Raw genomic sequence first — 15,200 nt, 5'->3', positions numbered from 1 at the left:
TATCATCGGTTATATAGTAGATCAATCGTTGTTTTCGTGGATATCCTCGCTGTACTCCGGCACGTCGGCATCATCGAAGTGAATCGTCACATTCTCCTGGCTCAGCTCTTCCTGAAGTGAGGCAATATCCACATCCCATATGGGCTTTTCTTCTTCAAGGGCGTGGACACAGGCCACTCCAGCCGCCTGCCCGGAGATGATGGCCGGGGGAATTACGCGCAGAACATCCCACGCATATCCCTCGCCAGCCGCCGACCGCCCGGCAGTCAGCAGGTTGTGGAATCCCTTTTTCACTAGAGTTCCGAAGGGGATCTCAAAGAGGTAATCTCTCCGGTCAAAATCACAGATGGCCCCCACCGAATCGTCAAAATGGCGATACGCATCGGATTCCTTCAGGGTGTATTCTCCGTCGATACAGCGTGTCGTGCGAAACTGTGCCATTCCCGGGAGAGTGACAACCTCACGGGACTTTCGATTCTCACCTTTGAGCTTTTCCAGCATCTCCAACTGATTGGCAATGATATATCGGGTCACATCCGCGCTGTCGGCGCCATTGTACAGCGGCATCCCCTCTGGATGTCCTTTGCCGTAAAGGCTAGCGTTTCCACCACAGGCCGAAGTGAACGCCCGTCCGATGTCGCCGGTCTCCAGAGCTGTCCGGCAGGTATCCAGCGTGACCTTGCGCCCATAATATACATGATAGTTTCCCCGACTCTGGGTCGGCACTCCAGCGCAATACAGCAAATCGCCGTCACCGGTGGCATCGACAAACATATCCGCTGCATAGGATTCCCTTCCGGACTTATTATCCACTACAATTTCCCGCAGGATTCCCTGCTGTTCTGGGTTGAAAACCGCCCGGGACAGGATACTATCAAAGAGAAGTTCGACTCCCGCATCGTGGCAAAACTCCGTCAGCACAAGCGCAAAGATTTCTGGAGAAAAATGCGCCATATATCGCGGTGGGAGCTGTTTCCTCTGCCGGTATTGCTCCAAAATCTTCTCTGGAATCGCGCCATTTTCAAATTGTTCCGGCACATCGCCATACCCGTAGCGCAGCGATACCCGCAACAATTCCTCCGCCATCCCGAAAATAATTTGTTTTCCCCTTCCATTACACATGGGGACGAAAAGATTCACCAGGCCAAGTGTTGCAAGGCCTCCCAGCTTCATGCTCTTTTCAATGAGCAGTACTTTCTTTCCCAGCCTTGCCGCCGACACCGCCGCCGCGACTCCCGCCACGCCGCCGCCGGCAACGATGATGTCATACTGTCCCCGCTGGTGTACTTCCTCCTGTAGCAGCATTTCATTTCCTCCTATCCTCTGTCAGTCTTCAAAATTTACCTCATGGTGGTTTACTAGAAATGGGTATCGGCTATCTATAGATGGCATTTCTTCTGGGGGCTTACACCTCAAAATCCAACCCCGGCGCCAGGCTGTGTAACCTATCGCCAAAGGTCAATCGCAGTCGCCGGTACGCAGCCACCCCCGTGCAATGCCCCGTATAAACTTGCAAGGCTGGGTTTCCGCTCTCCGCCGCCAGCCTGTCTAGCTCCTGCGCCGTCCGGTCAACGAATTCTGGCGAGCAGTTCAGGGATTCAGGCTCTGACACTCTTTGCATGTGAAATCCTCCGACGATACATTGAATGGGATCCTCGGGAAACCGCCACCGCGCCGCGCGGGCGATATTGACGATTCCGCTGTGGCTACAACTGCTCAGAATACAAAGCCCCTGCTCTTCTCGGGCGACGATAAAGAGCTCGTGGAGGAAACGGTCTTGTCTATACTGGTCCCCCAGTTTTTCCCGCAAGCTGTGATCCTGGCAGACGAAGTCCGGATCTTGGAATGGAATTCCCATGAGCCAAAGATCTGGCGCTAGCTCATAGTCCTCCTCCAGCCAGAGGAACCGCCCTGCATATCTCTGAAACAATCCCTTCTGCTCTCCGATATACCGGTACTCGCCCTCGACATCCTCCGCGTAAAACTCACCCTTCGCCTCCGCCCGGAGCCAAACCTGGACATGTGGATTCACGCGGAATAGTTCTTCCAATCCGCCTATATGGTCGTGGTGGTTGTGGGATATGATCACGGAATCTAACAGCGCGAGGTCCAGCCCCATGGCTTCTGCGTTCTGCGAAAAGTATCCCGTATCCCCTGTATCCAACAGATACTGCCGTCCATCTCTGTGAAAGAGTAGAGACAGACCGTGCTCTTTATGTAGTGCGCCGCATTGACGTTCAATATCTCCGTTTTCAATTAGAACCTGAATTCTCATGTACATTCATCTCCTTTGCACAGTATACGATTTCCGATTCCATCTGTCAAATAGTTGCATTGCCCTGGAATTCATGCTATAATGGGGGACAAATAAATTTTGATTTCATGAAGAGAGAAGGAACGAACCGATGTTTACCGATCAAAACTTAACTTTGATGACGGATCTATATCAGTTGACTATGATGCAGGGATACTATCACTATGGCAAAAAGGACCGCACCGTCGTGTTTGACTTATTCTACCGCGACAATCCATTTTCTGCCGCCTTTTCCATTGTTGCCGGTCTGGACCAGGCTATCGAGTATATTCAAAACCTCCACTTTTCTCCGGAGGACATCGCATATTTGCAGAGTCTGAACATCTTTGAGGCCGACTTTCTGGAGTATCTGAAGGACTTTCGCTTTACAGGCGATATAGATGCAATCCCCGAGGGCAGCATCGCGTTCCCCCGCGAGCCATTGCTCCGGGTCAAGGCCCCCATCATTGAAGCCCAGCTCATTGAGACAGCACTGTTGTGCATCATAAATCATCAAAGTTTGATCGCAACGAAGGCGTCCCGGGTTGTCTGGGCGGCCAAGGGAGATCCTGTTATGGAGTTCGGTCTTCGCCGTGCACAGGGACCGGATGCAGGCACGCTAGGCGCGCGCGCCGCTGTCATCGGCGGCTGTATCGGCACCTCCAATGTCCTGACTGCACAGCTCTTCGACGTCGCGCCAAAAGGAACCCACAGTCACAGCTGGGTCATGAGTTTTGACGACGAATTGACTGCCTTTCGCGCCTACGCGGAACTATTCCCCGACATGTGCATCCTCCTCGTGGATACTTACGATACACTGGGCTCCGGCGTACCCAACGCCATCAAGGTATTTCAGGAAATGCGGGATGCCGGCGTATCCTCCAAGATGTATGGCATCCGCCTTGACAGCGGCGACCTCGCCTATCTCTCCATGGAAGCTCGGAAGATGCTGGATGAGGCAGGATTCCCCGATGCCATCATCAGCGCCTCCAGCGATCTGGACGAGTACCTGATCCGGGACCTGAAGCTCCAGGGCGCTCAAATCAGCCTGTGGGGCGTTGGCACTCGCCTGATCACGGCCAAGGATTGTCCCTCTTTCGGCGGCGTATACAAGCTGGCGGCGGAGGATGACGGCACAGGGGTCATGGAACCTAAGATCAAGCTCTCCGACAATGCCGTGAAAATCACCAACCCCGGTGTCAAAAAGATTATCCGCATTTATGATAAGCAGACCGGCTATCTCCGGGGTGACCTGATTGCCCTCGAGGACGAGATCTTTGATGAATCGCAGCCGCTGGAAATTTTCGACCCTGAGAATACGTGGAAGCGTATGCGGTTCAAGCCTGGCACCTATACGCTTCGAGAATTGTTGACCCCCATCTTTCGGGGCGGTAAGCTGGTGTACTCGCGCCCTTCAGTGATGGAAATCCAGCAGTACTGCAAGGCGGAGCAGGCGACCCTGCGGCCCGAATCCAAACGCTTAGTCAACGCACAGACGATCCCGGTGGATCTGTCCCAGTCTCTGTATGATTTGAAGCAGGCTATGATTCAAAAATTCAGCGCGGAAGAATAAAGTGGTATCGCTCCCCCTTATACGGACGTAAGGGGGAGCTCGTTTTTCTGCCTATACGGCAAGTGGTACTCCTGCAACACCCAATTCCGCTCTTCTTCTGTCAAGAGAGGGCCGACCTCCTCCAGAACCCGCCGCTGATATTCGAAAAGCCACTGCATCTCATCTGGCTGTAGCAGCGTCTCATCGATGGCGTCCCACTCATAGGGGCAGAGCGTAACTGTCTCCAGCTCGAAAAACCGGCCCCAGGGCGTCGTCTCCCTCTCCTGTGTCAAGACAAGATTCTCAATGCGGATTCCGTACTGTCCTTCCTCATAATATCCAGGCTCATTGGAGGTCAACATTCCCTCCTCCAACTTCACACTGCCGCCCACCGCCTGGCTAAACCGCTGCGGCTTCTCATGCACGCTCAAAAAATACCCAACCCCATGGCCTGTGCCATGTTTAAAATCTTTACCGCGCTCCCACAAAGGCCTTCTGGCAAGGACATCCAGATTGCAGCCCGCCGTGCCATAGGGAAAAACCGCTCTCGACAGGGCGATATGGCCTTTCAGAACAAGGGTATACGCTTCCCTCATGGCGTCCGTCAGCGGCCCCAGGGCGATGGTTCTTGTGATATCTGTGGTTCCCCCCCAATACTGTCCCCCCGAATCCACCAACAAAAGTCCTTCCGGATACAGCGCTGCGCAGGTGGTTTCCTCCGGCGTGTAGTGCACAATGGCTCCATTGGCATTATACCCTACGATGGTGTCAAAGCTGGGGCCCAGGCATCCTTCTGTTTCCGAGCGAAGTGTATCCAAATACTGCGCCGCCACGGATTCGGTGATTTGTCCTGGCTCCCGCCGCACCGTCTCTTTCACCCACCGGATAAAACGGATCATGGCAGCGCCATCTTTTCGATGCGCCTCCCGTATATGCGCCTGCTCAATAGAATTTTTCAGCGCCTTCATCCCAACAATCGGATTCCCTTCCTCCTTGGTGGGCCACAGCACAGGAATCGCCTCTCGAAGGCGCTGGTTCAGCTCCTTCGGATCATAGGCAACACAGCCCTCCGGCTGCTTGGATAGAAACTCCGGGAGGCCGTCGTAAGGCTCCACAACCACCTGATCCTCCAGGAGCGCCAACGCCAACGCCGATGGTATCTTTGCAGAATCTACGAACAGCGCCGCACCTGTACGGCCAATACACGCATACGCATATACAACCGGTGTATGGCGGACATCCGCCCCCCGAATATTGAAGAGCCAGGCAATGGCATCCAAGGAGGCGAGAATCCAGTATGCCTCATTTTGTGCTTCCATGTGAGTGCGCAGCCGGCGAAGCTTATCCGCCCTCGTCTCCCCCGCATATTCCACTGGCAAATCCGTCACCATTCCGCCAGGAAGAGCGGGCCGGTCCTCCCACAGCGCGCCCGCCAGATCCTTGGAGCCATCCAATTTGAGCTGTTTGTCCTGAAACAATCGCTTCATAGACTTGACGGCCGCCGCGCTAAAGGTGCGCCCGTCGAATCCGACAGTCCCGCCTGCGGGCGTGTGATCCTTCACCCAGGCCATATAACTCGGGACCCCTGGCTCTCCGGCCCGAAACAGTGAAATATCCGTCCCCTGCAATTGCGCCTCCGCCTGAATATAATACCGTCCGTCAGTCCAAAGGCCAGCCGCCTCCTGCGTCACCACTAAGGTTCCCGCCGAGCCTGTAAACCCGCTGAGCCATTGGCGAACTTTCCAATAATCGGCCACATATTCGCTCTGATGATCATCCTCGGTGGGGATGATATACGTATCGATCTGCTCTTGCCGCATGCGAAGGCGAAGTGCCTCCACTCGCTCCTTTCCTGCCATGTCTGCCTCCTTCCGCCTCAATGGGCTGTAAACCTGGGATATGGGAAAGACGGTTCTCCTGCGGAACCGTCTCAGAATTTTTCTCGCTTATACTAGGAAATATTCCACGCCGGCGCGGAATATCTTTTGATCCTTCTGGCCGGGAATATTTTTTGCCACCTGGTTTCCAATACGCTCGGAATGCCCCATCTTGCCAAGCACCCTGCCATCAGGCGACGTGATGCCCTCAATCGCCCACATGGATCCGTTGGGATTGTACGGAACTTCCATGGAGGGGTTTCCCGTGGCGTCCACATACTGGGTGGCGATCTGTCCCGCCGCCTTCAACTCCTCCAGCACTTCCCTCGGGGCCACAAAACGTCCCTCTCCATGGGAAACCGCGATGGTGTGAATCTCGCCAGGCTCGGATTTCGCCAGCCACGGTGACAGACTCGACACCACTCGGGTATGGACCATGCAGGATACATGCCGGCCGATGGTGTTATAGGTCAGCGTCGGCGAGTTCTCACTCAACTGGCGGATCTCCCCGTAGGGGACAAGTCCCAACTTGATCAGAGCCTGGAATCCATTGCAGATCCCCAGCGCCAGACCGTCATGGCCTGTTAATAGCTCCATTGTCGCCTCCTGGAGACGCGCATTGGAAAAGACAGTGGCAATAAACTTGCCCGACCCCTCCGGCTCGTCACCGGCCGAGAAGCCGCCGCTTAACATTAAGATCTGCGCTTCGCGGATTCTCTTTTCCATTTCTTCGATGGATTGGGTGATATCGCTCGAAGACAAATTCCGGAATACAAACACATCCGGCTCAGCGCCTGCCATGGCAAAGGCTCTGGCCGTATCATACTCACAGTTCGTTCCGGGAAAGACTGGAATGAAAACTCTCGGCTTTCCTGCGCTGCGATTTCCCACATATACACGCTTCTGAGCACCGGTGTACAGCGGCACTCCCCCGCAGTCCGCAGTCTCCTTCGTCTGAGTCTTGTAGACCTTCTCCAGCCTCTTCGTATAAGCTCCTAACACATCCTCCAGCAGAACAACTTGTCCGTCCAGGGCAAAGAGGCTGTCCTCCGCCACAACGCCTAGAAGGACCGGCGAATCCTTTCCAAAGACCTCACGTGGATTGACCCCCTCCGCCAGTTCAAGCACCAGGGAACCATAGACCGGCGCCTTGGTCAGATACTCCGCGGCGGATTTCTCAAAGGCGAAACCGACTTTGTTTCCAAATGCCATCTTCGCCACGGCCTCCACAACTCCGCCGGCCGTTACGGCGTAGGCTGCCTGCACTTTCTGTTGGCGCATGGCCTGCACAACTCTGTCGTACATCCCCATAGCCGCCTCAAAGTCCGGCACACCGTCCTCGCCAATTCTCGTCTCCAACAAAATGACCCGATGGCCGGCCTGCTTAAACTCCGGAGTCAAGATGTGCTCCGTGGACTCTGTCGTCACTGCCAGGGAAATCAAGGTCGGCGGCACATGCAGCTCCTGGAAGGATCCCGACATAGAATCCTTGCCCCCGATGGAGGCCAGGCCCAGGCGCATCTGCGCCACATACGCGCCCAAAAGAGCTGCAAAGGGCTTCCCCCACCTGGTATAGTCCTGATCCAGCCGCTCAAAATATTCCTGGAATGTAAATCGAATCTTCCGGTAGTCCCCTCCAGCGGCCACAATCTTAGCCACCGACTCCATGACCGCATAGATGGCCCCGTGGAAAGGGCTCCACGAGGACAGCACCGGATCATACCCGTAGGCCATCATCGACGCCGTGGTCGTCTCGCCATTCTCCACCGGAATCTTCGCCGCCATGGTCTGAATGGGAGTCAGCTGACAATTGCCACCGTATGGCATCAGCACAGTGGACGCGCCGATGGACGAATCAAACATCTCCACCAGGCCCTTTTGGCTGCAAACATTCAAGTCCGACAGGATCTCTCTCATCGCATCAGCCAACTCTTTTCCTTCGGCCGCTTCCGGTATCGACACAGGCCGCGTGTCCGGCGGCGCTGCCACCTTCACCTTTGTATAGCTGGGAGCTCCGTTGGTATTCAGGAAGTCACGGCTCATATCGACGATGATATGGTCCCTCCACTGCATGACCAACCTTGCCTGCTCCGTCACCTCTGCAACCTGCACGGCTTCCAGATTCTCTTTGGCTGCCGCCGCCAAAAAAGCCGCCACATCCTGCGACTCAACCACGACAGCCATTCGCTCCTGGGATTCCGAGATGGCAAGCTCCGTTCCATCCAATCCCGCATACTTCTTAGGAACCTGATCCAGATGGATAAACAAGCCTGGCGCCAGCTCTCCAATCGCAACGCAGACGCCTCCAGCTCCAAAATCGTTGCAGATCTTAATCAAACGGCTCACCTGCGGGTTGCGGAATAACCGCTGGATCTTCCGCTCCGTCGGCGGATTTCCCTTCTGCACCTCCGCGCCGCACGTGGCCAGGGAATCTTTTGTGTGGGCTTTCGAGGAACCGGTTGCACCGCCGCATCCATCCCGGCCTGTCCGGCCGCCCAGCAAGATGACCACATCCCCCGGCTCTGCTTTTCCGCGGACGACATTCTCTCTGGGAGCCGCCGCAACAACGGCCCCCAGCTCCATATGCTTTGCCATGTAGCCTGGATGATAAATCTCCTTGACATATCCTGTGGCCAAGCCAATCTGATTGCCGTAGGAGCTATATCCCTTCGCCGCCTCCCTGGCAATCTTGCGCTGTGGGAGCTTTCCGCTGATGGTATCCTTAACAGGCGCCGTGGGGTCTGCCCCTCCGGTGATACGCATGGCCTGATACACGTATGAGCGCCCGCTCAGCGGATCTCGAATCGCGCCGCCCAGGCAAGTCGCTGCGCCGCCGAAAGGTTCGATCTCCGTCGGATGATTGTGCGTCTCGTTCTTAAACATCAGCAGCCATTCTTCCCTGTGGCCGTTTACATCCACAGGGATCACGATGCTACAGGCGTTGATCTCATCGGATTCTTCCAGATCCTCTAGCTTGCCAGCCGCCCTCAGTTCCCGCATAGCCATGAGCGCAATATCCATCAGGCATTCCGGCTTGCTCTCCCGCCCCAGGGATCGCCGGCCAGCTTTGTATTCCTCATAGGCGTCACGAATGGGCTTGGTAAAAGCGGACTCCTCAATCTGCACCCCTTCGATGACAGTGGAAAAGGTTGTGTGCCGGCAGTGATCCGACCAATACGTGTCCAGTACACGGATCTCCGTGATACTGGGATCTCGCCCCTCGACATCACGGAAATAGCGCTGTGTATGCAGCAGATCCGCGCTGCTCATGGCAAGCCCTAGCTCCTGCACCAATGCCTCGATCTCGACTTCCGTCTTCTGAATGAAGCCTGTCAATACCGCCACATCGGAGGGCACTCCATATTCCACCTCCAAGGTTTCGGGCTTTTCAAGCGCTGCCTCCCGTGAATCCACGGTGTTGATGCAGTATTCCTTGACCCGCTCCACCTCCTGCCCTGTCAGATCTCCCCTGAGAAGATAGACTTTTGCACAGCTCACAGACGGATGCTCCTCCGCCCCCAAAATCTGGATACACTGCTGGGCAGAATCCGCTCTCTGATCATACTGCCCGGGCAGGTATTCCACGGCAAATACCTTCGTGTCTCCGCCGAATTCAACCTCTTCTTCCGACACCATATCGACAGGAGCCTCCGACAAGATTCTGCCCAGGGCCCGCTCATAGACCTCTTCCGATATAGGATCGATATCGTATCGATGTAAGATTCTGACTTCTGCCAGCGCTGACAGGCCAAGATTATCCCTCAAATCCTGTAAGAGACCTCCCGCTTCGACCCGAAAGCCCGGTTTTTTTTCAACATAGACGCGCTTTACTGCCATGGTTTTCCTCCTTATGTTTAGCCAATTAGTCCATCGGCTGATCATACCAGTTTACGCTTCATTATAGCACGCCTCGTGAAAAATGTAAATTGATCAGCGGAAAATTTCCTTTCCCGTCTCAATGTCAAAATACCGCTTCTCCCTCTTCAGCAAACCCCGATAGATGGTAACCGTCAACACATCGTCCTGAATGCTAGTCTTAAATTTCGGGCAATCTCCTTCCTCGAATCCCAGTATCTGCGGATCGATATGACCTCCCTGGATGATCTCTTCTCCACTTTTTTTCTCTGGCATAGCGGCCTCCAACCGTCAGTATACCTATTTATATTCTCTGGGTATAGGTAATATGCGCTGTGTCATCACGGTTTTTCCTCTATATCCTGCTCATGCAGAAGGATCCCCTTTTCCATCAGTTTCCCCTGCAACCGCTCCACAGCTAGCCCCTGAAAATCATCGGTCATGGCGGCGGCGCATCCCGCAGCCTCGCCTGTGACAGCGCAAACCGGAATCACTCGGGTGATGTCCCACATGGCATCCGTCACCGATATACAACGGCCCGCAGTGATCACGTTGCGAATCTTTCGGCCGTACAGGGAGCCGAAGGGGATTTCATACACGGGACCGCGCTTGCGCCAATCGCCAACCATGCCAATGCTATCGCCCATATAGTGATGCATCTGCGCCGCGTCAGGCGTTTTAACGCCTACGATACGCCGCGTCATTCGAATCTGTGGAATCGTAGGCATCGTGACTGGCTGGAAGTCTGGCTCTGAGCGGCGATGCTGCAAAATATCCTCGTACATCTTCTCATGTCCCAGCTGTACCATCTCACTGATCTCCTCCCCGTCGAGGCCCGAGAATCGCCGGGGAACCAGCATCTCCACTTGCTGCTCCTTCTTCTCCTCATCCGGTATATCCGCCGCGCCAAGTCCGCGCAGGCCAATTTTTCCTTTGCTGGCATAATAATACCACTGTGCCAACACGTTTCCTTGCTGAAATAGAGCTGTCTCCGCACCGGCAAGCTTGCAGACATCCGCATCGCCTGTGGCATCGACCACTGATTTCACCGCATACGCAGTGCGACCACTTTTGTTCTCCACGATCACATGGGTGATTCTACCCTCCTCCACGACCGTATCACAGATCAGGGTATTATAGAGAATGGAAACCCCCTCCGCAAGCAGCTGTCTTTCCATATCCAGGGCAAAAAAATGAGGATTAAATTGGACCTGATAGCGCTTTTCCCTTTTCTCCTCCCGTGTTCCACCGAAAAGCCAGGCTTTTGGTTCATCGCCGTCCGCCCCATGGAGGATGGAGAGCCGCAGCAGTTCTTCGCTGATACCAAAACTCACCTGTCGCCCCTCCCCGTCACAAAGGGGCAGATAAATGGCAATCAGGCCAGCAGTGGCAAGCCCACCGACAATGCACTCTCGTTCTACGAGCAGCACCCTGACGCCTTCCCTCGCAGCAGCTATCGCCGCGGCAACTCCGGCAATACCGCCTCCAGCCACCAGAACGTCATATTTCCCCAGAACCTCCGTTTGTCTCGCACTTTCTACAATGGATAGGCTCATATTCTTCCCTCCTTTTGTGTTCGACCAAATTGACAAACCGATTGAATACGAGTATGATATCAGATATAACCTTCATCTAAGAAAGGAGTCCTTCCTATGAATCAAGCGGTGCAATTTCTAAAAGAAACTAACACTTTTTACCTTGCCACTATGGACCTCGATCAGCCCAGGGTACGACCTTTCGGTGCTGTTATGGAGTGGAATGGCCGCATCTATATCTGTACAAGCAATGAAAAACAAGTGTATCAGCAGATGCTAGCCAATCCTAAGATTGAAATTTCCGCCACCGCCGAGGATGGCCGCTGGATTCGGATTGCCGGAGCCGTCAACCGCGATCCCTCTTCTGAAGCCAAAGCTGCCATGCTGGACGCGTATCCCAGCCTGCAAGGCCTGTACAGCTTAGACGATGGCAAATTCGAAGTTTTCTATCTCTCCGATGCTACCGCGACCATCTATTCTATGACGGCCGCTCCCGTGGAGTTGACGCTTTAAACCTTTTATCAGTCAGATTAAAGGCTCAATCGAACGCTGAAAGAACCAAGGTTATTCTAATCTAGGTCTGCCTCACGGCGGACTTTCTTCTAGGACGAAAAAGATCAGTTCCCCCAGGCGCTGCACCGTGGAGAGGCTGATCTTTTGTTTGGCTGTATGCAAATCGCAGACGTCAAATCTTCGCATGTCCGCCATCTGGGAAGGAGAATGGTTCTGCTCTCAGCCTTCCAAGCAGGAGTAGACCACATTCCGAAGCCTGGGTTGATAGTAGCCCTCCTGTGGATTCAGCATGTGGTGCGAGTAAAATACGGCGAGCCGGCGCGAAGTATCGACGATCGCTGTGGCACCGGCAGCACCTCCCCAGCCAATTTCCCCGATGGAACTGTTGGAGCCACCGCGCACTGGGTCGATCATGGTGCGCACGCCGAGCCCATAGCCATAGCCAGCAAGGTGATCCCAGTTGAAGGATGGAGCAGTCTGCGCCGTGAGATGGTTTGTCTTCATCAGCCGGACCGTTGCATCGGACAGAATGCGTTGGCCCGTCAGCCCCAGTCCACCGTTTGCCAGCGCCGCAAGCAGCTTGGCGTAATCGGGAACTGCCGTAACAATCCCTGCGCCGCCGCTGTCATATTCGCAGCCTGGAATAAAATTCCCGACGGACTTATCCACCTTTTTGAAGTAACCGTTATTGGTTCCGCCAGCCCGCTGCGCCTCCACGGCATCCGCCAGCTCGCCGCCCTCCTCCACAAACGTGTACTGGCTGGCCATCCGGCTCTCAACCTCCGGCGTCCGGTGGTAATAGGTTTCCTTCATGTCCAGCGGATCGAATACATTGTCCTGGACATAGACGCGGAAAGGTTTGCCGGTCAGCACGCAGACAAGTCCTGCCAGGACATCGTGGCAAAGGCTATACTGCCAGCGCGTCCCTGGCTCAAAGCAAAGCGGCTGCTTAGCGAGACTCCGCACCACGGTTTCTGTATCAAATCGCCCTCCCGTCTGCTCCCTGAGCTCCTCCGTGTTGAGAAGGCCAATGTCATAATTGAATCCAGCCGTCATGGAGAATAGATTGCCTATAGTTATGGGATTTTTTGCTTTTTCACAGTGTCCGTCCTCTGTGCAGACGTCCATCTGGCGAAATTCCGGCATATATTCGGAAAGCGGGTCCGTCAGCAGAAATACCCCCTGCTCGTACAGTTGCAGCGCCGCTGTCACCGTCGTCAGCTTGGAGCACGAATAGATATTGAGAAGCTCTCGCCCCGTCATGGGCGTATGGGTCTCCAGATCCGCATACCCCGACGCATAGTCAAAGACCCTTTTCCCGTCTTGATACACGCAGATAGCATTTCCGGGCACCTTTTCCTCTGTCAACCGATCCATAAACTGTTTTAATTTTTGGAAATCCATGATAAGCCCTCCTATATTATGTTCAATCAAAATACTCTCCTCATCAGTGATAAAACGCCTTAGCCGTCTGCAAAAATTGCTCTAACGCACCGTATTCCAAGGTATACTGGACATGCAGACGATCAATAACCTTTTGAAGTGTTGCGGAATTCTTTGTCTCCATATATTTCATGTAGTTCAAACGGCTGATTGTCATTTCGTCGACGCACCGTTCATATCGCGCATAGGCGGCACGCATGGGCTCCGCCGAATCTTCCCTCTCCAGAAAACCATTTCGGTTGATAAACCAAGCCATGGACTTCAGCAACATAGCGCGATGCTCACAGAATTTGAGGATTGTAAGCATCCCATTGTAGCGGTCCTGTTCCGAAGGACTTTGCCCCAGCATCGCAATGAGTTGATCCCGAAGGTAAAGAAGGGCATAGATTCCCGTGTGACAGGTGCATTGCTTTTCTATATCTCCTGTAGCAGTATACCGAGTCTCCGTAAAGGTGCCACTTTTCCACTCCCGCTCGATCTTTCTCAACAGATCAAAGCAGGCGTTATCATTGTGATAGTCCAACCTTAAGGATAAGCTGGTAACCGGAAAATGCCACATTCTCCGCCAATACCGCCGCTTGGCGTCTCTCCTGTATAACTCCCAGACAGAGGCAAAATTCTCTTGAAAGACATCATATGCGAGTTCATCCTCCTCGGCTCCCCCGTAATACAATACCTTTCGCTTCTCATCGTACCCGTAGATCAGAATTTCATGTATATACGGCGCTTCATGGGCTGTGTCGCCCATCAACGTTGTAAAGTTCAAATCCACAACAAGATAGTGGTCTTGGTCAATCTCCCGTTCGACCCGCTCTACGATATCGTCGGGGCTTGCTATTGAAACTTCATGGTACTGTAAAATGTCGTTGAAATAAGACAGCGGATACATCGCCCCGTTTTCTCCATACTCCCCATAGAGCGGCCGGTTCTCGGCGTCCAAAAACACATCCAATCGTTTTGAGGCTAGCCACTCCTCCACATTAGGATGTGTCTGAATGACAGCCATTTTATAGACATTCCAGCACTCCGATACAATATTCGGAGGTAAGACAACCGGCAGTTTCTTCACTGTACTCCTCCTCTCTTTTAATTTCATTCCGTCGTATCTGCAAACGGATAAACTCAAGACAAAAAATTCAAAGGAGCAAAACCCCCAAATAGAACAATAGCGTTCCTGGAGGCCAATGTCAAGAGATTTTTTAAATTTTTCTGTTTTTTTCCAATTCTACCATTATCTCGCAAGGGATGGCGGCGGCCTTTCCCATGAGACAAAAAAAGCAACCTCATTCCAACAAGGTTGCTTCTCCGAGTGCAGTTGGAGGGACTCGAACCCTCAAGTCGAAAAGGGACACTAGATCCTTAGTCTAGCGCGTATGCCAGTTCCGCCACAACTGCAAAGCCTAAAGCTATACCGCACAGTTCTCCTGCGCGACGAAATACATATTACCACAATCGGCTTCAGAAGTCAATATATTTTTCTATTTTTCCCTCACCGGTACCGCATTTTATTTCAGCGGAGCGCCTCTAGATACCCTGATAAAAAGTACCCCCCGTATGTATAAATGAGGTTATCGCGTATGTATCCCGTCCACTCAGATGGAATGTTAAGCTTATTAAAAGGCCGATGGCAACAAGTAAAATTGCGACTCCCACTGCGACGTACCATTTACATTTCATCCCATCATCCTTTCCGTCTTTGCCTTCTATCTATATAACAGCGAAGACGATGAAAATGTAACAGAAGTTTTATGATTTTGTATATTTCTGTTTGAGAAATTCATAGTACGTTGTCAGTTCTCTTATGGCCTCGGGAGGTAAATCATTCCTATCTTCGACCAGATATCCATATATTTCGATCTCCGTTGGTGAGGGGACTTCCTTGCCTAAGATTAAATACTCTGATGATACATGAAAGAAGCCTGCAAGCCTCTCCAATGTCTCTATGTCTGGCGTACGTTTTCCAAGCTCATAGTGAGAATACGCTTGAGGCGTAATGCGCAAAAACTGTGCAACCTCCTTCTGCATCATATTGCGTTCTTCCCTTAAACTGCGCAACCGCCCTGCAATAGTACTCTGTTTCTTTTCCATAGAAACACCTCTTTCTCGATTGTAATACTTACTCACCTTTTTAC

At 53.2% G+C, this 15,200-nt stretch carries 11 protein-coding genes and 1 tRNA gene; 2 read left to right on the top strand and 10 right to left on the bottom strand.

Features of this window, described 5'->3' with window-relative positions:
* Positions 1–21: 21 nt before the first annotated feature.
* A complete protein-coding gene (locus H8730_RS01820) occupies positions 22–1,305 on the bottom strand; it encodes an FAD-dependent oxidoreductase (RefSeq protein ID WP_177718646.1) in 1,284 nt (427 codons plus the stop codon).
* A 100-nt stretch (positions 1,306–1,405) separates the two neighbouring features.
* Positions 1,406–2,275 (bottom strand): MBL fold metallo-hydrolase, encoded by an 870-nt coding sequence (locus tag H8730_RS01815; protein ID WP_177718648.1) that lies wholly within the window; start codon positions 2,273–2,275, stop codon positions 1,406–1,408.
* Positions 2,276–2,405: 130 nt separating this feature from the next.
* Here H8730_RS01815 and H8730_RS01810 point away from each other — a divergent pair, with 130 nt between their 5' ends.
* On the top strand, positions 2,406–3,866 hold the full coding sequence (locus tag H8730_RS01810; protein ID WP_177718650.1) for a nicotinate phosphoribosyltransferase: 1,461 nt from the start codon (positions 2,406–2,408) through the stop codon (positions 3,864–3,866).
* Between the two features lie 17 nt (positions 3,867–3,883).
* On the opposite strand, the gene H8730_RS01805 is transcribed toward H8730_RS01810, so the two are convergent.
* The 4 genes from H8730_RS01805 to H8730_RS01790 all read right to left on the bottom strand — a co-directional run bounded on the left by H8730_RS01805 (position 3,884) and on the right by H8730_RS01790 (position 11,133).
* On the bottom strand, positions 3,884–5,704 hold the full coding sequence (locus tag H8730_RS01805; protein ID WP_177718652.1) for an aminopeptidase P family protein: 1,821 nt from the start codon (positions 5,702–5,704) through the stop codon (positions 3,884–3,886).
* Positions 5,705–5,791: 87 nt separating this feature from the next.
* Positions 5,792–9,559, bottom strand: coding sequence for a phosphoribosylformylglycinamidine synthase (locus H8730_RS01800; RefSeq protein WP_177718654.1), 3,768 nt, complete (start codon positions 9,557–9,559; stop codon positions 5,792–5,794).
* A gap of 93 nt (positions 9,560–9,652) precedes the next feature.
* Positions 9,653–9,853 (bottom strand): hypothetical protein, encoded by a 201-nt coding sequence (locus H8730_RS01795; RefSeq protein ID WP_177718656.1) that lies wholly within the window; start codon positions 9,851–9,853, stop codon positions 9,653–9,655.
* 65 nt (positions 9,854–9,918) lie between these two features.
* Complete coding sequence (locus H8730_RS01790) at positions 9,919–11,133, bottom strand: FAD-dependent oxidoreductase (protein ID WP_249289229.1); 1,215 nt, start codon at positions 11,131–11,133, stop codon at positions 9,919–9,921.
* Between the two features lie 96 nt (positions 11,134–11,229).
* Between H8730_RS01790 and H8730_RS01785 the strand changes: the two genes are divergently transcribed.
* Positions 11,230–11,625, top strand: a complete 396-nt coding sequence (locus tag H8730_RS01785; protein ID WP_177717881.1) for a pyridoxamine 5'-phosphate oxidase family protein — start codon at positions 11,230–11,232, stop codon at positions 11,623–11,625.
* Positions 11,626–11,844: 219 nt separating this feature from the next.
* Here H8730_RS01785 and H8730_RS01780 read toward each other — a convergent pair whose 3' ends face one another.
* The 4 genes from H8730_RS01780 to H8730_RS01765 form a co-directional block, all read right to left on the bottom strand.
* Positions 11,845–13,029 (bottom strand): serine hydrolase domain-containing protein, encoded by a 1,185-nt coding sequence (locus H8730_RS01780; protein ID WP_177717883.1) that lies wholly within the window; start codon positions 13,027–13,029, stop codon positions 11,845–11,847.
* A 43-nt stretch (positions 13,030–13,072) separates the two neighbouring features.
* A complete protein-coding gene (locus tag H8730_RS01775) occupies positions 13,073–14,137 on the bottom strand; it encodes a hypothetical protein (protein ID WP_177717884.1) in 1,065 nt (354 codons plus the stop codon).
* A gap of 241 nt (positions 14,138–14,378) precedes the next feature.
* Positions 14,379–14,463 (bottom strand) — tRNA-Leu (locus H8730_RS01770).
* Between the two features lie 351 nt (positions 14,464–14,814).
* Complete coding sequence (locus tag H8730_RS01765) at positions 14,815–15,156, bottom strand: helix-turn-helix domain-containing protein (protein WP_177717885.1); 342 nt, start codon at positions 15,154–15,156, stop codon at positions 14,815–14,817.
* Positions 15,157–15,200: the final 44 nt, after the last annotated feature.

This window comes from Bianquea renquensis (genome assembly GCF_014384895.1).
In the GTDB taxonomy this organism is placed as follows: Bacteria; Bacillota; Clostridia; order Lachnospirales; family Bianqueaceae; genus Bianquea; species Bianquea renquensis.
This window is presented reverse-complemented; position numbering and strand designations above follow the sequence as displayed.

Coding starts and splice junctions, on each gene's coding strand:
- H8730_RS01820 (WP_177718646.1), bottom strand. CDS start 1,305: ATGCTGCTACAGGAGGAAGTACACCAGCGGGGACAGTATGACATCATC.
- H8730_RS01815 (WP_177718648.1), bottom strand. CDS start 2,275: ATGAGAATTCAGGTTCTAATTGAAAACGGAGATATTGAACGTCAATGC.
- H8730_RS01810 (WP_177718650.1), top strand. CDS start 2,406: ATGTTTACCGATCAAAACTTAACTTTGATGACGGATCTATATCAGTTG.
- H8730_RS01805 (WP_177718652.1), bottom strand. CDS start 5,704: ATGGCAGGAAAGGAGCGAGTGGAGGCACTTCGCCTTCGCATGCGGCAA.
- H8730_RS01800 (WP_177718654.1), bottom strand. CDS start 9,559: ATGGCAGTAAAGCGCGTCTATGTTGAAAAAAAACCGGGCTTTCGGGTC.
- H8730_RS01795 (WP_177718656.1), bottom strand. CDS start 9,853: ATGCCAGAGAAAAAAAGTGGAGAAGAGATCATCCAGGGAGGTCATATC.
- H8730_RS01790 (WP_249289229.1), bottom strand. CDS start 11,133: ATGAGCCTATCCATTGTAGAAAGTGCGAGACAAACGGAGGTTCTGGGG.
- H8730_RS01785 (WP_177717881.1), top strand. CDS start 11,230: ATGAATCAAGCGGTGCAATTTCTAAAAGAAACTAACACTTTTTACCTT.
- H8730_RS01780 (WP_177717883.1), bottom strand. CDS start 13,029: ATGGATTTCCAAAAATTAAAACAGTTTATGGATCGGTTGACAGAGGAA.
- H8730_RS01765 (WP_177717885.1), bottom strand. CDS start 15,156: ATGGAAAAGAAACAGAGTACTATTGCAGGGCGGTTGCGCAGTTTAAGG.